At 71.1% G+C, this 19331-nt stretch carries 18 protein-coding genes; 15 read left to right on the top strand and 3 right to left on the bottom strand.

Annotation, left to right across the window (positions count from 1 at the left end; all coding sequences use genetic code 11):
• The first annotated feature begins 26 nt into the window (after window positions 1-26).
• A complete protein-coding gene (locus RI211_RS08905; RefSeq protein ID WP_187661521.1) occupies window positions 27-2279 on the top strand; it encodes a RelA/SpoT family protein in 2253 nt (750 codons plus the stop codon).
• On the opposite strand, the gene RI211_RS08900 is transcribed toward RI211_RS08905, so the two are convergent.
• Both RI211_RS08900 and RI211_RS08895 read right to left on the bottom strand, forming a co-directional pair.
• Window positions 2266-2814 (bottom strand): type IV toxin-antitoxin system AbiEi family antitoxin, encoded by a 549-nt coding sequence (locus RI211_RS08900; protein WP_315637758.1) that lies wholly within the window; start codon window positions 2812-2814, stop codon window positions 2266-2268. The genes RI211_RS08905 and RI211_RS08900 overlap by 14 nt on opposite strands.
• Before the next feature lie 59 nt (window positions 2815-2873).
• Window positions 2874-4226: a DUF349 domain-containing protein gene (locus RI211_RS08895; protein ID WP_259954513.1), complete on the bottom strand. Its 1353-nt coding sequence runs from the start codon at window positions 4224-4226 to the stop codon at window positions 2874-2876.
• 279 nt (window positions 4227-4505) lie between these two features.
• Here RI211_RS08895 and RI211_RS08890 point away from each other — a divergent pair, with 279 nt between their 5' ends.
• Both RI211_RS08890 and RI211_RS08885 read left to right on the top strand, forming a co-directional pair.
• The gene (locus RI211_RS08890; protein WP_315637759.1) at window positions 4506-6317 is read left to right on the top strand and encodes an NAD(P)/FAD-dependent oxidoreductase; all 1812 of its coding nucleotides are present in this window, start codon (window positions 4506-4508) and stop codon (window positions 6315-6317) included.
• Complete coding sequence (locus RI211_RS08885) at window positions 6314-7063, top strand: winged helix-turn-helix domain-containing protein (RefSeq protein ID WP_315637760.1); 750 nt, start codon at window positions 6314-6316, stop codon at window positions 7061-7063. The genes RI211_RS08890 and RI211_RS08885 overlap by 4 nt, the downstream gene beginning before the upstream one ends.
• Window positions 7064-7078: 15 nt before the next feature.
• On the opposite strand, the gene RI211_RS08880 is transcribed toward RI211_RS08885, so the two are convergent.
• The gene (locus RI211_RS08880) at window positions 7079-7381 is read right to left on the bottom strand and encodes a hypothetical protein (RefSeq protein WP_315637761.1); all 303 of its coding nucleotides are present in this window, start codon (window positions 7379-7381) and stop codon (window positions 7079-7081) included.
• A gap of 100 nt (window positions 7382-7481) precedes the next feature.
• Here RI211_RS08880 and RI211_RS08875 point away from each other — a divergent pair, with 100 nt between their 5' ends.
• The 12 genes from RI211_RS08875 to aroQ all read left to right on the top strand — a co-directional run bounded on the left by RI211_RS08875 (window position 7482) and on the right by aroQ (window position 19329).
• Window positions 7482-8840: a replication-associated recombination protein A gene (locus RI211_RS08875; protein WP_315637762.1), complete on the top strand. Its 1359-nt coding sequence runs from the start codon at window positions 7482-7484 to the stop codon at window positions 8838-8840.
• Between the two features lie 181 nt (window positions 8841-9021).
• A complete protein-coding gene (gene rpsD, locus RI211_RS08870; RefSeq protein WP_187661514.1) occupies window positions 9022-9651 on the top strand; it encodes a 30S ribosomal protein S4 in 630 nt (209 codons plus the stop codon).
• A 110-nt stretch (window positions 9652-9761) separates the two neighbouring features.
• Window positions 9762-9950, top strand: coding sequence for a hypothetical protein (locus tag RI211_RS08865; RefSeq protein ID WP_315637763.1), 189 nt, complete (start codon window positions 9762-9764; stop codon window positions 9948-9950).
• 54 nt (window positions 9951-10004) lie between these two features.
• A complete protein-coding gene (alaS, locus tag RI211_RS08860) occupies window positions 10005-12665 on the top strand; it encodes an alanine--tRNA ligase (protein WP_315637764.1) in 2661 nt (886 codons plus the stop codon).
• Window positions 12662-13135: a Holliday junction resolvase RuvX gene (gene ruvX, locus RI211_RS08855; RefSeq protein WP_187661512.1), complete on the top strand. Its 474-nt coding sequence runs from the start codon at window positions 12662-12664 to the stop codon at window positions 13133-13135. Before alaS ends, ruvX begins: the two co-directional genes overlap by 4 nt.
• Window positions 13136-13137: 2 nt before the next feature.
• Window positions 13138-14679: an endolytic transglycosylase MltG gene (gene mltG, locus RI211_RS08850; protein WP_315647687.1), complete on the top strand. Its 1542-nt coding sequence runs from the start codon at window positions 13138-13140 to the stop codon at window positions 14677-14679.
• A gap of 4 nt (window positions 14680-14683) precedes the next feature.
• Window positions 14684-15496: a shikimate dehydrogenase gene (locus RI211_RS08845; RefSeq protein WP_268776294.1), complete on the top strand. Its 813-nt coding sequence runs from the start codon at window positions 14684-14686 to the stop codon at window positions 15494-15496.
• Between the two features lie 58 nt (window positions 15497-15554).
• Window positions 15555-16784, top strand: a complete 1230-nt coding sequence (aroC, locus tag RI211_RS08840) for a chorismate synthase (protein ID WP_259954504.1) — start codon at window positions 15555-15557, stop codon at window positions 16782-16784.
• Window positions 16768-17286 (top strand): shikimate kinase, encoded by a 519-nt coding sequence (locus RI211_RS08835; protein ID WP_259954503.1) that lies wholly within the window; start codon window positions 16768-16770, stop codon window positions 17284-17286. The genes aroC and RI211_RS08835 overlap by 17 nt, the downstream gene beginning before the upstream one ends.
• The gene (gene aroB / locus RI211_RS08830) at window positions 17283-18371 is read left to right on the top strand and encodes a 3-dehydroquinate synthase (RefSeq protein ID WP_280570118.1); all 1089 of its coding nucleotides are present in this window, start codon (window positions 17283-17285) and stop codon (window positions 18369-18371) included. Before RI211_RS08835 ends, aroB begins: the two co-directional genes overlap by 4 nt.
• Window positions 18368-18892 carry a GNAT family N-acetyltransferase gene (locus RI211_RS08825; RefSeq protein WP_315636846.1) on the top strand — a complete coding sequence of 175 codons (525 nt, stop codon included), beginning with the start codon at window positions 18368-18370 and terminating at the stop codon, window positions 18890-18892. The genes aroB and RI211_RS08825 overlap by 4 nt, the downstream gene beginning before the upstream one ends.
• Entirely contained in the window at window positions 18889-19329 is a 441-nt protein-coding gene (aroQ, locus tag RI211_RS08820) for a type II 3-dehydroquinate dehydratase (protein WP_315636847.1), read from the top strand. The genes RI211_RS08825 and aroQ overlap by 4 nt, the downstream gene beginning before the upstream one ends.
• The last annotated feature ends 2 nt before the right edge of the window (window positions 19330-19331 follow it).

The raw sequence follows: 19331 nt of genomic DNA, 5'->3' as shown, positions 1-19331 counted from the left end.
GGATTGTCTGATTCGGAGGTGAGTGGATGGCGGAGCCGCAGACGGCATCGCAGGGTTCGAGTCTGCGACGGCTGGTGCCCCGCATCTTCTCGCGCGCGTCCCGGATCAACGATCTCGACAATCTGATCCGCACCGTCAGGGCCAACCACCCGAAGGGCGACTTCGCTGTCATCTCCCGCGCCTATGCCGTGGCGAAGGAGAAGCACGAGGGTCAGAAGCGGCAGAGCGGTGAGCCGTACATCACGCACCCGCTCGCCGTCGCGCAGATCCTCGCGGAGCTCGGTCTCGGACCGCGCGCGATCGCCGCCGCTCTGCTGCACGACACGGTCGAGGACACCGGTTACGCGCTCACCGATCTGACCGCCGAGTTCGGCGACGAGGTCGCGATGCTCGTCGACGGCGTCACCAAGCTCGACAAGGTCAAGTACGGCGAGAGCGCGCAGGCCGAGACCGTCCGCAAGATGATCGTCGCGATGTCGAAGGACATCCGGGTCCTGCTCATCAAGCTCGCCGACCGGCTCCACAACGCCCGCACCTGGGGCTTCGTCCCGCCGGAGAAGGCGGCGAAGAAGGCCAAGGAGACGCTGGAGATCTACGCTCCGCTGGCCAATCGCCTCGGCATCCAGGCGATCAAGTCGGAGCTCGAAGACCTGTCCTTCGCGGTCCTCCACCCGAAGATCTACAACGAGATCCACAGCCTCATCGCCCAGCGCACCCCGCAGCGCGAGAAGTACCTGAGCCAGGTCATCGAGGAGATCGACGAAGACCTCCGCGACCTGCGTATCCGCGGCAAGGTCGTCGGCCGGCCCAAGCAGCTGTACTCGGTGTACCAGAAGATGGTCATCCGCGGTCGCGAGTTCGACGACATCTACGACCTGATCGGGATCCGTGTCCTCGTCTCGTCCGTGCGCGACTGCTACGCGGTGCTCGGGGCGATCCACGCTCGCTGGACGCCGCTGCCCGGCCGGTTCAAGGACTACATCGCCACCCCGAAGTTCAACCTCTACCAGTCGCTGCACACGACCGTGATCGGCCCGGCCGGTCGCACGGTCGAGATCCAGATCCGCACGCACGAGATGCACCACCAGGCGGAGTACGGCGTCGCCGCGCACTGGATGTACAAGGAGCGGATGAACGGCGGGGGCAAGGCCGAGGTCCGCGCCTCCGACACCGACATGGCGTGGCTCGCGCATATCTCCGACTGGCAGGCCGAGACCGCAGACCCCGGGGAGTTCCTCGACTCCCTGCGGTTCGAGATCGGCGCCAAGGAGGTCTACGTCTTCACGCCGAAGGGGCGCGTGATCGGTCTCCCGGCCGGCGCCACCCCGGTGGACTTCGCCTACGCCGTGCACACCGAGATCGGGCACCGCACCATGGGCGCCAAGGTCAACGGACGCCTGGTGCCTCTGGAGTCGGAGCTGAAGAGCGGCGACGTCGTGGAGGTCTTCACCTCCAAGAATCCGGACGCGGGGCCGAGCCAGGACTGGCTCGGGTTCGTCAAGAGCACCCGTGCCAGGAACAAGATCCGCGGCTGGTTCACCAAGGAGCGCCGCGAAGAGGCCATCGAGCAGGGCAAGGAGGCGATCGCCCGCGCGATGCGCCGGCAGAACCTCCCGCTGCAGCGTCTGATGAGCCAGGACTCGTTCACCGAGGTCGCTCACCAGATGCACTACGAGGACGTCTCGGGTCTCTACGCCGCGGTCGGCGAGGGGCACGTCTCGACCCAGTCGGTGCTGGAGAAGGTCACCGCGCTCGTCGCCACCGACGAGCCGACCACCGGGGCGATCGACCTTCCCGGAAGCGTCCAGACGCGAGAGTCGCGGGGCGGCGACTCCGGTGTGCTGGTGCGCGGCGCGAACGACATCCTCGTCAAGCTCGCGAAGTGCTGCACTCCGGTGCCCGGTGATCCCATCGTCGGCTTCGTGACCCGGGGGAGCGGTGTCTCCGTGCACCGGGCGGACTGCGTGAACGTGAAGGCTCTCAGCGGCGAGCAGGACCGCTTCGTCGAGGTCTCTTGGGCGCCGACGAAGAAGAGCGTGTTCCGTGTGCAGATCCAGGTGGAGGCCCTGGACCGCTCCGGCCTCCTCTCGGACGTCACGCGGGTGCTCAGCGAGCATCACGTGAACATCCTGTCGGCGACCGTGTCGACGACGGATGAGCGCCTGGCACTCAGTCGGTTCGTGTTCGAGATGGGTGACGCCGTGCACCTGGACCGCGTCCTGAACGCGGTGCGCCGGATCGACGCGGTCTACGACGTGTACCGCGTCACGTCCTCCTGACGAGCCGCTCCAGCGCCGCGACACCACTGACGCTGCCGGGCACTCGGTGCCGGGCCCGGAGGTCGGCGATGGCGCCGTCGAGCGCGGTCGGGTCGACCTGGGCGAGGGCCTGCATCCACGGGAGCACACGGGGATCGCGGTGCAGCGCCGTGGCGAGGTCGCCCATCGTGCGCACCGGCGATGTCACGAGGACCCCGCCGAGGCAGAGCACGTCCGCCGCGGGGACCAGGGTGTCGTGGAAGGACACTCGGGTCTGCACCCGCGGGCGCACCCGGCGCTCCACGCAGCGTCGCACGTGGTGGATCGACGGCGGGGCATCGCGGGCGCCGTGGATCCAGGCGGCACTGGGCCCGCAGGCCGCTGCGCCCTCCTGGACGAGCGCGGCGATGCTGTGCGCCCGTACATCGGGGGACTCCGGCAGATCAGCCGGGATGTAGGCGTCACCGACCTCGACGACATGGCCGTCGAGCCGGGCGGCGCTGAGCTCGCCCACGCTCAGGCGCGCGCCGGGCAGATACAGCAGAGCGGGGTGCATGCCGCCAGTGTGGCGTGATGCACCCCGCTCATGCGGAGATCAGTGAACCTGTGGAGAGCTTAGCCGCCGAGGGCGTTGAGCCAGGCGCGACGGGCCTCGAGGGCGTCCGCTGCCTCCTTGGCGGCCTTGCTGTCCCCGGCCTTCTCGGCGGCGGCCAGTTCGGCCTCGAGCTTCTCGATGGCCTCGTGGAGCTGCGAGCTCATGTCGTTCGCCCGCGCCTTGGTCTCGGGGTTGTTCTTCTTCCAGTCGACGTCCTCGCGCGCCTTGAGTGCCTGCTCGATGACGCGGAGCTTGTCGTCGAGTGCGCGCTCCTTGTCGCGCGGGAAGATGCGTCCGACCTCGTCCCACTCGCGCTGGATACGCGTGAGCAGGGCGCGGGCGCGCTTGATGTTCGGCTCGTCGGCGACCGCCTTCGCCTGCTCGAGCAGCGCCTGCCGGGCCTCGATCTTCGGAGCCGAGTCGGCCTCCTCCGCAGCGGCCTGCTCGGCACGGGCGGCGTAGAGAGCGTCTCCGGCGGCCTTGAACCGTGCCCACAGGGCGTCGTCGGCCTTGCGTCCGGCGCGACCGGCCGTCTTCCACTCGTCCAGGAGCGAGCGGTAGGCGGGGATGCCGTCGACCCCGCGCGGGGCCAGGGCCTCGGCGCGCTCGACCAGGCGGGACTTCGCGTCGCGCGCCGCCTTGTGCGCATCGTCGAGCTCGGAGTAGAACGCCCGGCGGTGCTTGTCGACGACGGCCCTGGCATCGCGGAACCGCTTCCAGAGCTGCTGCGAGACGCCCTTCGACAGGCGCGGACCGTTCTGCTGCTGCGCCTGCCAGGACTCGAACAGCTCGTTGAGCTCGGCGGTCACCTGCTTCCACTGGACCTTGCTCAGGTCGCGGGCGGCGATGGCTTCGGCACGCTCGACAAGGGCGGTGCGCTCGGCGACGGCCTGCTCGACGAGCTCCTTCGCCTGCTGCGCCTCCTGAGCGGTGGCCTCGGACAGCGACGCGGTCAGTGCGGTGAGGCGGTCGCGGAGGCCGGCGAGGTCGCCGACGGCCGCGGCATCCGTAGCTTCGTCGATGAGGTGGGCGGCCTGCTTGGACAGGTCGCTCGCCGAGGCGCCGCCGGCCTGGTGACGCTGCTCGAGGGCGACGACCTTGAAGGCGATGTCGTCGTACTTGCGGACGAAGTAGGCCAGGGCCTCGTCGGGAGTGCCGTCCGGGTACTGACCGACGACGCGCCAGGACTCGCCCTCGCGCACCTCGACAGTGCCGTCTTCGGAGACCCGGCCCCATTCGCCGGCGGAGGAGACCGGGGTCGGCTTCGCCGCGGCCGGCGCGACGGCGGCCGGTGTCGGTGCCTTTCGCGGCAGCGGCACGGCGGGCGGGGTGGGAACGGGCGGGGTCGGCTTCGCGGGCTCGTTGGCAGACACGGTGATTCTCCTTGCGCGGTCACGCCGCGGGAGGCGGAAAGGACGAGGCTCAGCCTAGTACGCCCTCTTCGATCCGCGAGACCCCGTCTTCCCGCCGAGACCCCGTGCTTCGTGCGCGAACGAGGCGGGGTCTCGACGGCGACCCGGGGTCTCGACGAAGTGGGACGTTACCGTTTCGTGAGCAGAACGTTCGACGCAGGAAACACTCCGCGTCATCTCCGGGTAACACGGCGCTCCTATCGTCGCGACCACGACAGTCCCCAGGTCGACAGGAGTTCCATGGACGACAACGCAGCGCGCACAGCGGAGATCGTCGTCGTGGGGGCGGGCGTTGCGGCGCACCGCTTCGTCGCGCGGATGCTGGAGGATCCGGAACGGGACGTGCGGATCACGGTGTTCGGAGACGAGGGGCGGCTGCCCTATGACCGCTCCGGGCTGGCGCGGGTGGTCGCGGGCGACTCGGCATCGGGCATCGATCTCGACCGGGCGCCGTTCCGCGACGATCGGGTGCGGTTGATCGACGACGACCGGGTGCTGCGTATCGACAGGGCGGGACGCCGCGTGCGGACCCGTTCGCGCCGCTGGTACGACTACGACGCGCTCGTCCTGGCGACCGGGACCCACGCCCGCCCGCTCGAGGTGCCAGGCATCCGCGCTCGTGGGGCCTTCACCTTCCGCGCAATGGAAGACGCACAGACCCTGCGCGCGTTCCTGGCCATCCGCAGGACGGAGCTGCCACGTGCCCTCCGAGCGGTGGTGGTCGGCGGAGACGAGTCCGGGGTCGACGTTGCGCTCGCTCTGGACGAGGCCGGAGTGCAGACGACCCTCGTCGCCACCGCGGATCGGCTGCTTCCCTCCGTGCTGTCGGCGCCGGCTGCGGCGGCGCTGCGGCGGGTCGTGGAGGCACGCGGGATCACCGTGCGGACCCGGACGCGGCTGACGCGCGTCGATCCCGACGAGGCCGGTGCCGTCACCGCGGTCGAGTTCCAGGACGGGGCCTTCGCCCGGGCGGACCTCGTCGTGACGACCGGTGCACGGGCCAGAGACGAACTCTTGCGCAACGCCGGTCTCCCGGTGCGCCAGGGCGGAGGCGTGATCGTGGATGCCGCCGGACAGACAGAGGACGAGCGGATCCTCGCCATCGGGGACGTCGCGGTGGGAGTCGGCCAGCTCGAGCGGGGCGTCGAAGCCGCATGCTCCTCCGCGGACCGTGCGGTCGCCGCCCTGTGCGGTGCTCCGCTCACGGACCGAGGACCGCGGCGCTGGTACGGACGGCCCGGTGGCATCGACCTCGCCGTCCTGCGGATCGACGACGTCCGTGGGTCGGCCTTCGCCGTCCCGCTGTCCGCCCTCGACGGACGCCGTTTCGGAGAGATCCTGCTCGCCGCAGATGCGCGTCAGGTGTACGGCACGACGACGATCGGCGAACAGGGTGAGGCATGGCTGGCGCGGTTCTCGCGCGATGACACCGATCGGCGCGCGGAGGTTCGCGTGCTTCTGGCTTCGGCGGCGTCCGACGACCGCGCGGACGAATGCGGCCACGGTCTCCTGACGCTCCCGCTGGACGCGCTGAGTGTCGAGCTGGATCGCCGGGGGATCCGGACGTTCGCCGATGCCCTGGCCGCAGCGGGGGAGAGCCGTGACTGCGGGCCCTGCCTCCGCCGTCTGGCGGTTGCGCTGCTGCAGCGTGACCCCGCCCCTGCCGACATCCCCGACCGCCGACCGGGCGTCCGCCTCCGCGGTTCGGCCGCCGCTTCCGTCGTCGACGTCGAGGTCGAGGTCGGGAGGGAGATCGACGCTGCGCTCCTCCTCGTGATCGGCCGCCTGGCCCAGCGTCACGACGCCACGGTCGGTGTCGGCGAGGGGACGATCACCGTCGGGGGGATCCGGCGCGGCGACCTCCCGCGAGTGCTGGCGGGCCTCCGAGCCGCAGGCGCGGTGATCCGGACCTCGGAGCCGGAAGCCGGCGGGCGCCACCCGATGACGCCGCTGGTCGGACCCGCGGACGGGGGAACCCGCCGGCGTCGAGACTTGGACCGCAGCGGCACAGGGACGGCGGCGGGAATGCGGTCCGCAGAGGGGGCGAGATGAGCGCGCCCACCCGCGTGGCCCCGGCACTCGTGGGTTCCCGCATCGCGGTCGCCGAGGTGGCACGGCCGGTGCGACCCGAGCCCGTCGATGCAGACGCGCTCCTGCACGCGCTCACCGGCAGCGGGTCGGAGGTCGTGCGAATCGTGTCGCTGCGGGACGATCAGGCGATCCCCGCCGGCACGAAGCGAACGGCGCACCGCATCGCGACCGGCCAGGTCGACGCTGTGCTGTTCCCCGCCGCCGAAGGTGTGCCAGGCCTCCTGGCGATCTTCGAGCGCCTCGGCATGCTCGATGCGGTGCGCGCTCGCGCGCGGGCTTCGCGGTTGCTCCTGGCGACCGCCGACCCCACAGCGACGGCTCAACTGGCGGAGCTCGGACTGGCCGCGTCCACAGCGTGCGGGCCGACGGCGGAAGACCTCGTCCGCACGGTCATCGATCACTTCGCCCGCGCGGGGCGCGAACGGCGGACGGACGTCGGCGACGTGGCGGTACGCAGCGGGGGCATTCTCATCGACGGCGTGTTCGTCCCGCTCTCCCGCGGAGCCGTGAGCGTCATGGAAGCGCTGTTCGTGGCCGACGGGCGGGTGCTCAGCCGGACGGAGATCGGGCAGGTGCTCCCCGGCGGGCGGCGGAGTCCTCGAGCCGTCGAGGTCGCTGTGGCGCGGCTCCGCGAGGCCCTCGGCGACGTCGACCTCGTGCAGACCGTGGTCAAGCGGGGCTATCGACTCGCGGTGCTCGACGACTGATCCCGCCGGATCGGTTCACTCCGGAGGAGTGGCGGGTGTGGTCGGAGCCTCCGTCGGGGTATCGATCGGCGCCGGGGACGGTTCGATCGACGAGGTAGGCGAGGGCGACGGCGTCGGTTCCGGAGCGGTCACCTGCGCATGCACGACCTGGCTGACGATCGCTCCCACGACGATGAGGGCGCCGACGGTGATCGCGATGGCGTTGTCGCGGGTACGTCGGCGGATCTGGTCCTGGTGCCAGCGGGTGCGAGCGGTGTGCAGCCGAGCGCGCTCCGCCTCGGTGCGTGTCTGCGCCTTCTTGGAACCGCGTGCGGCCATGCCCTGCTTCTCCCGTCCGACGCCGGTCCACGACGTCGCCTGAGAGCCTACCGGGGCGCCGGCCTCGCCTCGTGTCCCCGGCCGCCGTTAGCCTGGAGGAATGTCCTCTCCCTCCGCCCTGCTCTCCGGGCAGACACCGCTCGCCGTGCGCATGCGTCCGGTGTCGCTGGACGAGGTCGCGGGACAGCGCCACCTGCTGCGGGCCGGGTCGCCCATCGTCGCCCTCGCCGATCCGGAGGCCAGCTCGCCCGGTGCGGTGTCGATCATCCTCTGGGGCCCGCCCGGCACCGGGAAGACCACGCTCGCCCAGGCCATCGCCCGGTCCTCCGGCCGCCGGTTCGTCGAGCTCTCGGCCATCACCGCCGGCGTGAAGGACGTGCGGGAGGTCATGCAGGAGGCGATCACGCAGCGCGACCTCTACGGGCAGACGACGATCCTCTTCCTCGACGAGATCCACCGCTTCACCAAGGCCCAGCAGGACGCCCTGCTGCCCGGCGTGGAGAACGGCTGGGTCATCCTCATCGCCGCCACCACGGAGAACCCCTCGTTCTCTGTGATCTCGCCTCTGCTGTCCCGGTCGCTGCTGCTCACGCTGCAGCCGCTCACCGATGACGACATCGGCGTGCTCGTGGATCGGGCGGTGTCGGACGCCCGCGGACTCGGAGGCGCGGTCGCGCTCACCGACGAGGCGCGGTCGGCCCTCATCCGCCTCGCGTCGGGGGACGCCCGTCGCGCCCTCACGGGACTGGAGGCCGCCGCCGCGGTGGCGCTCTCGCACGCGGCGACGGCCGACGACGAGGGCGAGGACCAGGAGTCGACGGTCCCCGAGGTCTCCGCCGACGATGTGGCGCAGGCCGTCGACAAGGCTCTGCTCCGCTACGACCGGCAGGGCGACGAGCACTATGACGTCATCAGCGCCTTCATCAAGTCGATCCGCGGCTCCGACCCGGACGCCGCGCTGCACTACCTCGCCCGCATGATCGAGGCGGGGGAGGACCCACGGTTCATCGCCCGGCGGCTCGTCATCTCCGCGTCCGAGGACGTCGGGCTCGCCGACCCCCAGGCGCTCGGCATCGCCGTGGCCGCCGCCGACGCCGTGGCCTTCATCGGGATGCCGGAGGGACGCATCCCGCTCGCGGAGGCCACCGTGTACCTGGCCACGACCGCGAAATCGAACGCGGCGTATGTCGGCATCGACGCGGCCATCGCCGACATCCGCGCCGGAGGGTTCGGGCGCGTGCCGCTGCACCTCCGCGACGCCCACTACCCGGGGGCCAAGCGCCTGGGCCACGGCCGCGGCTATCGCTACGCGCACGACAGCGAGTTCGGGATCGTGCCGCAGCAGTACCTGCCGGACGAGCTCGACGGACGCCACTACTACGAGCCGAAGAACCTGGGCGCGGAGCGCGACATCAGTGCACGGCTGGAGCGCATCCGCCGGATCCTCGGCGACCGGTGATCCGCGGGCCTCGGGTGTCTGCCGTCGTCTGTTAGACTTGAGCGGCTCGAAACCGTGTTTTCGGGCATCTCCTCGTTCACACCCCACCTCGACGGCACCCCGGCGTGCGCCCCGAGGAAGAACGCGGTGATACGTCCGTCGGACGTGAAATCCACGTCCACGTCATCGGAAGGATAACTTCGTGGTCACGAAGTCCCAGGACCGCCGCAAGGTGCGTCTCAGCCGCGCCCTCGGCGTGGCACTCACCCCCAAGGCCGCCCGCTACCTCGAGAAGCGTCCCTACGCTCCGGGCGAGCACGGCCGCACGAAGCGCAAGGCCGACAGCGACTACGCCGTCCGTCTGCGTGAGAAGCAGCGTCTGCGCGAGCAGTACGGCATCCGCGAGAAGCAGCTGCGTATCGCGTTCAACGAGGCCCGTCGCCAGGACGGTCTGACCGGTGAGAACCTCGTCGAGCTCCTCGAGATGCGTCTCGACGCGCTCGTGGTCCGTTCGGGCTTCGCCCGCACCACGGCGCAGGCTCGCCAGCTCGTCGTGCACCGTCACATCCTCGTCGACGGCCAGCTCGTCGACCGCCCGTCGTTCCGCGTGAAGCCGGGTCAGCTCATCCACGTCAAGCCCAAGAGCGAGGGCCTCGAGCCCTTCCAGGTGGCAGCCGCCGGCGGTCACGCCGAGGTCCTGCCCGCCGTTCCGGGTTACCTCGAGGTCGAGCTCGACAAGCTCCAGGCCCGCCTGGTCCGTCGTCCGAAGCGCGCCGAGGTCCCCGTGACCTGTGAAGTGCAGCTCGTCGTCGAGTACTACGCGGCTCGCTGATCCAGCGGAAGAGCATAAGGCAGGAGGCGTCGGGGTTCCCGACGCCTCCTGTCGTTTCCGCCTACGATGGAGAGACCGCGCCTTCGCGGCTCTAGGGCAAGGATGACGACATGAAGAACGTGCTGTGGTTCCTGATCGGCGTGATCGGCGGCTTCGTCGCGGCTCACTTCATGAACAAGGACCCGCGGGGCCATGACATCCTGACCGACGTCGACGCCCGCCTCAACGGCCTCGCCGCGATCCTCAGCGACGCATATCGCGCGCAGGAGGCTCGGCTGACCGAGCCGGGCGAGAACTGACCCCCGCATCTGCGCCTCGGCGCGCCCCCTCACGCAAGGACATCCGGCACTCCTATGAAAACTGCGGAAATCGCGCAGCGCTACCTCTCCTACTTCGAGAAGAACGACCACCTCATCGTCCCCTCGGCATCCCTGGTCAGCGACGACCCCTCGCTGCTGTTCACGGTCGCCGGCATGGTCCCGATGATCCCGTACCTCACGGGCGTGGTCCCGGCGCCGCACCCGCGCATCGCCGACCTGCAGAAGTGCATCCGGACCAACGACATCGAGGAGGTCGGGCGCACCGCGCGTCACGGCACGTTCTTCCAGATGCTCGGCAACTGGTCGTTCGGGGACTACTTCAAGGAAGGTGCGATCCGCTACGCCTGGGAGCTGCTCACGAGCTCGGAGGCGGACGGCGGCCTCGGCTTCGACGAGAAGGATCTCTGGGTCACCGTCTACGAGACCGACGACGAGGCCGAGGCGATCTGGCGCGACATCATCGGGCTCAAGCCGGAGCGCATCCAGCGCCTCGGCCGCGCGGACAACTACTGGAATACCGGCCAGCCCGGTCCCGGCGGCCCTGACTCCGAGATCTTCTTCGACCGTGGCCCGGCCTACGGCAAGGACGGCGGCCCCGCTGCCGACGACTCGCGGTTCCTGGAGATCTGGAACCTCGTGTTCATGCAGGACTTCATCGAGAACATCCGCGGCAAGACCGAGTTCGACATCGTCGGCGAGCTGCCGATGAAGAACATCGACACCGGCATGGGGCTGGAGCGCGTCGCCTTCCTCAAGCAGGGCGTCGAGAACATGTACGAGACCGACCAGGTGCGGCCGGTGCTCGACCGCGCCGTCGAGCTCTCGGGCCGTCGCTACGGCGCCGTGCACGAGGACGACGTCCGTTTCCGCGTGATCGCGGACCACGTGCGCTCCTCGCTCATGCTGCTCTCCGACGGCGTCCGTCCGTCGAACGAGGGCCGCGGCTACATCCTGCGACGCCTCATGCGCCGCACCGTGCGGGCCATGCGCCTCCTCGGTGTCGACGATCCCGCGTTCCCCGAGCTGTTCGCCGCCTCACGCGACGCGATGAAGTCGGCGTACCCGGAGCTGGAGCGCGACTGGTCCGTGCTCTCCTCGGCGGCCTTCGCCGAAGAGGAGACCTTCCGGCGCACCCTGGCGCAGGGATCGACCATCCTCGACCTCGCGCTCGACGAGACGAAGAAGGGCGGCGGGAAGACCCTCAGCGGTTCCGAGGCGTTCCTGCTGCACGACACCTACGGCTTCCCGATCGACCTCACCCTGGAGGTCGCCGAAGAGGCCGGGCTGGACGTGGACCGTGCCGCGTTCGACTCCCTCATGCAGGAGCAGCGTCAGCGCGCGAAGGACGACGCCCGCAACCGCAAGCGCCAGCTCGCGGATGTCTCGGTGTACCGCGACCTGCGGGCGCTGGGCGAGACGGGCTTCGACGGCTACACGGCCCTCGAGGTGGAGTCCCGCGTGCTCGGCCTGCTCGTCGACGGTGCGCCGGTGCGCAGCGCCGCCGAGGGCCAGATCGCCGAGGTCGTGCTCGCCGAGACGACGCTGTACGCCGAGTCCGGCGGCCAGGTCGCGGACAAGGGCACCATCGTGGGCCCCGGCTACGAGCTCGAGGTGCTCGACGTGCAGCGTCCGGTCCCCGGGCTGATCAGCCACACGGTGGAGGTCTCCCGCGGCACGGTCGCGGTCGATGACATCGCGACGACGATCGTCGACGCCGCCAACCGTCGCGCCGCCCGTCAGGCGCACTCCGCCACCCACCTCGTGCATGCCGCCCTCCGCGACACGCTCGGCCCGACCGCCACGCAGTCGGGCTCGCTCAACCGCGCCGGCTACATGCGGTTCGACTTCGCCTGGTCGCAGGCGCTGTCGACGGACACCCGCACGGAGATCGAGGAGATCACCAACCGCGCCGTGCAGGACGCCCTCGAGGTGACCACCCGCATCGTGACGCTCGACGAGGCCAAGGAAGCGGGCGCCATGGCGCTCTTCGGCGAGAAGTACGGCGACGTCGTGCGGATGGTCGACATCGGCGGCCCGTGGTCGCGTGAGCTCTGCGCGGGCACCCACGTGTCGACCAGTGCGGAGATCGGCCTGGTCAGCGTGGTGGGGGAGTCGTCGGTCGGCGCCTCCAACCGCCGGATCGAGGCTCTCGTCGGCGCGGACGCGTTCCGTGAGCTCGCGGCGGAGCGGGCCCTCGTCTCGCAGCTCACCGCCTCTCTGAAGACCCCGCGGGAGCAGCTCCCCGAGCGGATCGCCGACCTCGCCGCGAGCCTCAAGGCCGCGGAGAAGCGCATCGCGCAGTTCGAGGCGAAGGAGCGAGCGGGACGCATCCCCGCCATCGCCGAGGCCGCGACGCGCGTCGGAGACTTCCGCGTGGCGGCACAGACGCTGGGTGATGTCGCGTCGGCGGACGATGTCCGCGAGCTCGTCAACGGCGTGCGGGACCGGCTCGGCTCCGACCCCGCGGTCGTCGCGCTCGGTGCGGTCGTCAACGGTCGCCCTGTCGTCGTCGTCGCCACGAACGAGGCCGCGCGCGGTGCCGGGGCGAAGGCGGGTGCGCTCGCGAAGCGCGCCGCCGGTGTGCTCGGCGGAGGCGGCGGTGGCCGCGACGACGTCGCCCAGGGCGGCGGTACCGACGCAGCGGCGCTGCCCGCCGCGCTCGAGGCCGTCTCCCAGGAGCTGCGGGGCGCGTGAGCGGTTATCGCCGCGGGGTCCGGCTCGGCATCGACGTCGGCCGGGCCCGCGTGGGCGTGGCCCGGTCCGATCCGGACGGCATGCTGGCCGTCCCCGTCGAGACCGTGCCGCGCGACGAGCACTCGCTGACGCGCATCGCGGAGCTGGCTGCGGAGTACGAGCCGCTGGAGATCGTGGTCGGACTTCCGGTGAACATGCAGGGCGCGGACACGCCGTCGACGGTCGATGCGCGGGAGTTCGCGGCCGCACTCCAGGGGCGCAGTGGCGTGCCGGTCCGCCTCGTGGACGAGCGTCTGAGCACCGTCTCCGCGCATGCGGCGTTGCGGAGTTCTGGGCGATCACAGAAGAACTCTCGTAGCATTGTGGATCAGGTCGCCGCCGTGGTGCTGCTGCAGCAGGCGATCGACACGGAGAAGAGCACCGGAAACCCGGCCGGTGCCCCGGTCCCCGTTGACGAGGAGCCCGCCTGAACATGTCCGAACGCGAGAGCCGTGCGCCCGAGCACGAGCAGAGCACCCGGTTGGGGGATCTGTTCGAGAACCTCCCCGCTCCGTCCCCGCAGGTCCCGACCGCCGCGGATGACACGCCGGCACCCGGATCCCGCCGCGCGGCGAGGGAGGCCGCGGCCCGCGAGCAGGAGGCTCCGGCCGCCCCGGACGCGACGGCTGCGCCCGATGCCGACGTGCCGGCCCGCCCGGTCTCGGCGTCGGCGGCGACCACCGCGGATGCGGCCGTGACCGACCACCGGCCGCAGGCGAATGCCGCAGACGCCGAAGCGGTCGTGACCCGCGCGATGCCCGTCGCCGCGACGAGCGCGGACGAGGCCCCCGCCCCGGGCCCGCGCCGGTCGACCGGCACCGAAGACCCCGCACCGGCGCTGGGCGGAGGACTCGACGAGATCTTCGCCGCTCAGGACGACGGCCGCGATCACGGCGCTCCGACCAAGAAGAAGCGCCGCAAGGGCTGCCTCATCGCCCTGATCATCGTCCTGGTGATCCTCGGCGGCATCGCCGCCGGCGGCGTCTGGGTCGCGAACACCTTCGGCGACCGCATCGCCGACGCCATGGGGTGGGGCGAGCCGAAAGACTGGGAGCCCGGCCAGGCGACCGGTGAGGTGTACGTCACGATCAAGCAGGGCGACACGGGCGGCCCCGTGTCGACGGCGCTGTACGAAGCCGGCGTCACGAAGACCGAGGACGTCTTCTACGACTACCTCATCGACGAGAACATCGCGGTGACCTTCTATCCCGGCGTCTACCGCCTGCAGAAGAAGATGACGGCGGAGGATGCCCTCGCCGCGCTCCGCAACGAGGAGAACAAGCTCGAGAACACCGTCTCCATGCCGGAGGGCGGGACGATCGAATCGGCCCTGCCGTCCATGGCCGAGACTCTCGGGATGCCGCTGGCCGACCTCGAGGCAGCCGTCGCCGATCCGTCCGCGTACGGGGTGGAGGCGCAGAGCCTGGAGGGGTGGCTGTTCCCCGCGGTGTACACGTTCGACCCCGAGGCCACCGCGACGCAGGTCATCCAGCGCATGGTCGACCGGACGCGCGAATCGCTCGCCGCCGCCGGCGTCCCGAACGAGGACGCGCAGCGGATCCTCACGATCGCCTCGATCATCCAGCGCGAAGGCCGCACGGACGACTTCGCCAAGGTGTCCCGCGTGATCCAGAACCGCCTCGACGACGACATGCTGCTCCAGATGGACTCGACGGCGCAGTACGGGTATGGCTCCCTGCACGAGGGCGTGGTCTCGAGCTCGGCCGAGGCTCTGGAAGACCCCAACGAGTGGAACACCTACGTGAACAAGGGGCTTCCGGCCACGCCGATCGCGAGCCCGAACGATGCCGCGATCGATGCCGCGATGCACCCCGCGGACGGGCCGTGGATCTACTTCGTCACCGTCAACCTCGAGACCGGCGAGACGCAGTTCTCGGAGACTCTCGCGGAGCACGAGCAGGGCGTGGAGAAGTGGCGGGACTGGTGCCGCGCGAACCCCGACGCCGGTTGCTGACGCGGTGAACCGGAGACGGCTGGCGGTCTGGGGCGACCCGATCGGGCACTCACGGTCGCCGGAGCTGCACGCTGCGGCCTACGCGGTGCTCGGACTGGACTGGGAGTACGGGCGCCGTCAGGTCGGCGAGGAGGGCTTCACGGACGCGGTCGAGGCCCTCGACGACACCTGGCGCGGCCTGTCCCTGACGATGCCGCTCAAGGAGGAGGCGTACCGATACGCCGCCACCCGGGATGCCCACGCGGAGCTGACCGGCGCGGTCAACACGCTCCTGCTCTCGGAGACCCCGGCGGGATTCAACACCGACGTCGGCGGGATCGTCGATGCCCTCGGTGATGCCGGGATCCGCGAGATCGGAACGGCACGGATCCTGGGCGCCGGAGCGACGGCAGCCTCGGCCCTCGTCGCCCTCGCCGACCTCGGGGCGACGCGGGTCGAGGTCGCCGCCCGTCGGCCGGAACGCGCCGCGGGGCTCGTCCGGATCGGGGAGCGACGCGGCGTCGTGGTCACCCCACGATCGCTCGACGAGGCGGACGGCGCCGTCGACCTCACGGTGGCGACGCTGCCCTCCGGTACAACGTTGCCGCCGGAGAGTGCCGCCCGCCTGGCCGAGACCGGCGGCACGCTGTTCGACGCCGCCTACGCGCCCTGGCCGTCCACCCTGGCGGCGGCATGGGGCGCAGCGCCGGCGGTCTCCGGACTCGGAATGCTGCTGCATCAGGCGGTCCGGCAGATCCGGATCTTCCTGCACGGCGACCCGGTTTCGCCGCTGCCGGACGAGGACGCGGTCCTCGCCGCGATGCGTGCCACCCTCTGACCGCCGCCCGACGAAACGCGGCACGGCGCGGGGGGAAACGCATGGGAGACTAGAGCACATGCTCCGCGTGCTCACGGCCGGCGAATCGCACGGCCCAGAACTCATCGCCGTCATGGAGGGTCTGCCCTCCGGCGTCCCGGTGTCGTCCGAGGCCATCCAGGCCGACCTCGCCCGCCGCAAGCTCGGCTATGGACGCGGCTCCCGGATGAAGTTCGAACAGGACGAGCTCACCATCTCCGGCGGTGTCCGGCACGGGAAGACGCTGGGCAGCCCCATCGCCCTGCGCATCGGCAACACCGAGTGGCCGAAGTGGATCGAGGTCATGAACCCGGAGCCGGTGGAGCTCACCGATCGCTCGCGCGGTCGTGGCGCCCCGCTGACCCGGCCGCGTCCGGGCCACGCCGACCTCGTGGGCATGCAGAAGTACGACTTCGACGAGGCCCGTCCGATCCTCGAGCGTGCGAGCGCCCGGGAGACCGCCGCCCGCGTGGCGCTCGGTGCCGTCGCCCGCTCCTTCCTCGGCGAGCTCGGCATCCGACTCGTCAGCCACACGCTCTCGATCGGGCCGGTGCGTGTGCCGGATGGCGCGGCGCTGCCGACCCCGGACGACGTGGACGCCCTGGACGCCGACCCGCTGCGGTGCTTCGACCCCGCGACCTCCGCACTGATGGTCGCGGAGGTGGACGACGCCAAGAAGGACGGCGACACGCTCGGCGGCATCGTCGAGGTCCTCGCCTACGGCCTGCCGCCGGGCCTCGGCTCCCACGTGCACTGGGACCGTCGCCTGGACGCCCGACTGGCCCAGGCACTCATGAGCATCCAGGCGATCAAGGGCGTGGAGGTCGGCGACGGCTTCGAGACCACACGTCGCCGGGGTTCGGCCGCCCATGACGAGCTCTTCGTCACCGCCGACGGCATCGCCCGCGGCACGGACCGCGCCGGCGGCACCGAGGGTGGCATGTCCACGGGGACCGTCCTGCGCGTGCGGGCGGGCATGAAGCCGATCGCGACCGTGCCGCACGCGCTGCGCACGATCGACATCGCGACCGGCGACCAGGCGACCGCGCACCACCAGCGTTCCGACGTCTGCGCCGTGCCCGCGGCGGGCGTCGTTGCGGAGGCCATGGTCGCCATCGAGCTGGCCCGCGCCGTGTTGGAGAAGTTCGGCGGCGACAGCATCCGTGAGACGCGCCGCAACCTGGAGGGATACCTCGACGGCATCCCCGCGGAGCTGCGCACGGCCCCCGCGTCCGAGGCGGCGCTCATCGCGCATGACGAACGAGGCTGAGCCGCTGACGCTGGTCCTCGTCGGACCGATGGCGGCAGGCAAGACCAGTGTCGGGCGACGGGTCGCGCGGCGTCTGGGGGTCGCCTTCATCGACACCGACAAGCGCATCGTCGCCGCGCACGGCCCGATCCCGGAGATCTTCGCCACGCACGGCGAGGCGCACTTCCGGGAGCTCGAGCGCGCGGCGGTCCGTGAGGCTATCGCCGAGGGCGGCGTGATCTCCCTCGGCGGCGGCGCGGTCACGGACCCGGAGACGCGCGCGCTGCTGCGTGCGCACCCCGTGGTCTTCCTCTCCGTGAGCGAGGCAGCGGTGGCCGACCGACTGCGCGGCGGGACGCGCCCGCTGCTGGCGGGCGAGGACCCGGTCGAGAAGTGGAAGCGCATCTTCGCGGAACGGCGAGGATGGTACGACGAGGTGGCGTCGACCACGTTCGACACCTCACGGCGTCCGATGCAGCGCATCGCGGACGAGATCGTGGCATGGAGGAGAGAACAGCGATGAGCACGACGACCATCAGCGTCACCGGGAGCGACGCCTACGACATCACGATCGGACGGGGGATCCTCGACCAGGTGTCCGCGGCTCTCGCGCCGGGCGTCCGCAAGATCCTCGTCGTGCACCCGCCGACCCTCGCGGCCCGCGCCGCCGAACTCCGCGACCGACTCCTCGCCGACACCGCCGATGGCCCGCGTGAGGTGCTGCTCGCCGAGATCCCGGATGCCGAGCAGGGCAAGCGCATCGAGGTGGCCGCGTTCTGCTGGCAGGTCATGGGTCAGGCGGACTTCACGCGCACGGACGCCGTCGTCGGCTACGGCGGGGGAGCGGTGACCGACCTCGCCGGCTTCGTCGCGGCGACCTGGCTGCGCGGCATCCAGATCGTTCAGGTGCCCACCACCGTGCTCGGCCTCGTGGACGCCGCCGTGGGCGGAAAGACCGGGGTCAACACCGCGGAGGGCAAGAACCTCGTCGGCGCCTTCTGGGCACCGCGCGCGGTGATCGGCGACCTCGACGAGCTGGGCAGCCTGAGCCCCAACGAGGCCACTGCGGGGTTCGCGGAGGTCGTCAAGGCCGGCTTCATCTGGGCACCGGAGATCCTCGACATCATCGAGGCCGATCCGGCACGCGCGGTCGACACCACGACGGAGGAGTTCCGGCGGTCCGTCGAACTCGCGATCGACATGAAGGCGCAGGTCGTCTCGGATGACTTCCGCGAGGCCGGACAGCGCGAGATCCTGAACTACGGCCACACCCTCGGCCACGCGATCGAGCACGCCGAGCGGTACCGCTGGCGGCACGGAGCGGCCATCTCGATCGGCATGCTGTATGCCGCGGAGCTGTCCCGGCTGGCGGGGCGCCTCTCGGACGCCGCGGCGGAGCGCCACCGCACCATCCTCGAGTCGCTGGGCCTGCCCACCTCGTACCGTGCCGGAGCCTGGCCGCAGCTGCTCGCCACGATGCAGCGCGACAAGAAGAGCCGCGGCGGCATGCTCCGCTTCATCCTGCTGGACGACATCGCCAAGCCCACCGTGCTCCAGGCGCCGGACGAGTCGCTGCTCTTCGCCGCGTATCAGGAGATCGGCGCATGAGCATCGCCGTCCGGCGCATCACGCCGGAGGACTGGCGGGAGGTGAAGGCGCTGCGGCTGCAGGCTCTCGCCGACCCCGCCGCGCCGATGGCCTTCCTCGACACCGTCGAGCACGCCACGGCGCAGCCCGACCGCTTCTGGCAGGAGCGCGCGGCGAACGCGGCCGGCGACGCCGCCGCGGCGCAGTTCGTCGCGATCGCGGACGACGGCACCTGGACCGGGACCGTGACCGTGCTCCCGCATCGCGAGCAGCACGACGCCGGCCTGGTCGTGGGGGTCTACGTGGCGGATGCGCACCGCGGTGCAGGCGTCATCGATGCGCTCCTCGACGCTGCGGCCGCCTGGGCACGCGATCGCGGGCTGCGTGCGCTCGTGCTCGAGGTGCACGTGGACAACGAGCGGGCGCAGGCGGTCTATCGTCGACTCGGTTTCGTCCGGACCGGCGAGATCGAGACCTCCGGCTTCGGGCGGGAGTGGGTCATGCGCCGCGAGCTGGCCGACACGGGGAGCGTGTCCGCATGACGGCTCCGCGTCGGCTGCTGCTCGTCAACGGCCCCAACCTGAACCTCCTCGGCACCCGGGAACCCGAGGTCTACGGCACGGCGACCCTCGCCGACGTCGAGCGGATCACCGCCGAGGCCGCCGCGGCGTTCGGGTTCGAGGTACGGGCGCTGCAGAGCAACCACGAGGGCGTGCTCATCGACGCGATCCACGACGCGCGTGCGGACTGCGCAGGCATCGTCATCAACCCGGGGGGCCTGACCCACACCTCCGTCGCCCTCCGCGACGCGCTCACCGGCGTCGCGTTGCCCTTCGCCGAGGTGCACATCTCCGACGTGTACGCCCGCGAGGAGTTCCGTCACCACTCGTACCTGCACGACGTCGCCGCGGTCCGTGTCGTCGGACACGGCGTCGACGGCTACCCGGAGGCCGTGCGGGAGCTCGTCGCGCACCTCTGACC

The organism is Microbacterium meiriae (genome assembly GCF_032364335.1).
GTDB classification, from domain to species: domain Bacteria; phylum Actinomycetota; class Actinomycetes; order Actinomycetales; family Microbacteriaceae; genus Microbacterium; species Microbacterium meiriae.
The sequence above is the reverse complement of the archived record's forward strand: the minus strand, read 5'-3'. Positions and strand labels throughout refer to the sequence as shown.

Coding starts and splice junctions, on each gene's coding strand:
- RI211_RS08905 (WP_187661521.1), top strand. CDS start 27: ATGGCGGAGCCGCAGACGGCATCGCAGGGTTCGAGTCTGCGACGGCTG.
- RI211_RS08900 (WP_315637758.1), bottom strand. CDS start 2,814: ATGCACCCCGCTCTGCTGTATCTGCCCGGCGCGCGCCTGAGCGTGGGC.
- RI211_RS08890 (WP_315637759.1), top strand. CDS start 4,506: ATGGACGACAACGCAGCGCGCACAGCGGAGATCGTCGTCGTGGGGGCG.
- RI211_RS08885 (WP_315637760.1), top strand. CDS start 6,314: ATGAGCGCGCCCACCCGCGTGGCCCCGGCACTCGTGGGTTCCCGCATC.
- RI211_RS08880 (WP_315637761.1), bottom strand. CDS start 7,381: ATGGCCGCACGCGGTTCCAAGAAGGCGCAGACACGCACCGAGGCGGAG.
- RI211_RS08875 (WP_315637762.1), top strand. CDS start 7,482: ATGTCCTCTCCCTCCGCCCTGCTCTCCGGGCAGACACCGCTCGCCGTG.
- RI211_RS08865 (WP_315637763.1), top strand. CDS start 9,762: ATGAAGAACGTGCTGTGGTTCCTGATCGGCGTGATCGGCGGCTTCGTC.
- alaS (WP_315637764.1), top strand. CDS start 10,005: ATGAAAACTGCGGAAATCGCGCAGCGCTACCTCTCCTACTTCGAGAAG.
- mltG (WP_315647687.1), top strand. CDS start 13,138: ATGTCCGAACGCGAGAGCCGTGCGCCCGAGCACGAGCAGAGCACCCGG.
- aroC (WP_259954504.1), top strand. CDS start 15,555: ATGCTCCGCGTGCTCACGGCCGGCGAATCGCACGGCCCAGAACTCATC.
- RI211_RS08835 (WP_259954503.1), top strand. CDS start 16,768: ATGACGAACGAGGCTGAGCCGCTGACGCTGGTCCTCGTCGGACCGATG.
- aroB (WP_280570118.1), top strand. CDS start 17,283: ATGAGCACGACGACCATCAGCGTCACCGGGAGCGACGCCTACGACATC.
- RI211_RS08825 (WP_315636846.1), top strand. CDS start 18,368: ATGAGCATCGCCGTCCGGCGCATCACGCCGGAGGACTGGCGGGAGGTG.
- aroQ (WP_315636847.1), top strand. CDS start 18,889: ATGACGGCTCCGCGTCGGCTGCTGCTCGTCAACGGCCCCAACCTGAAC.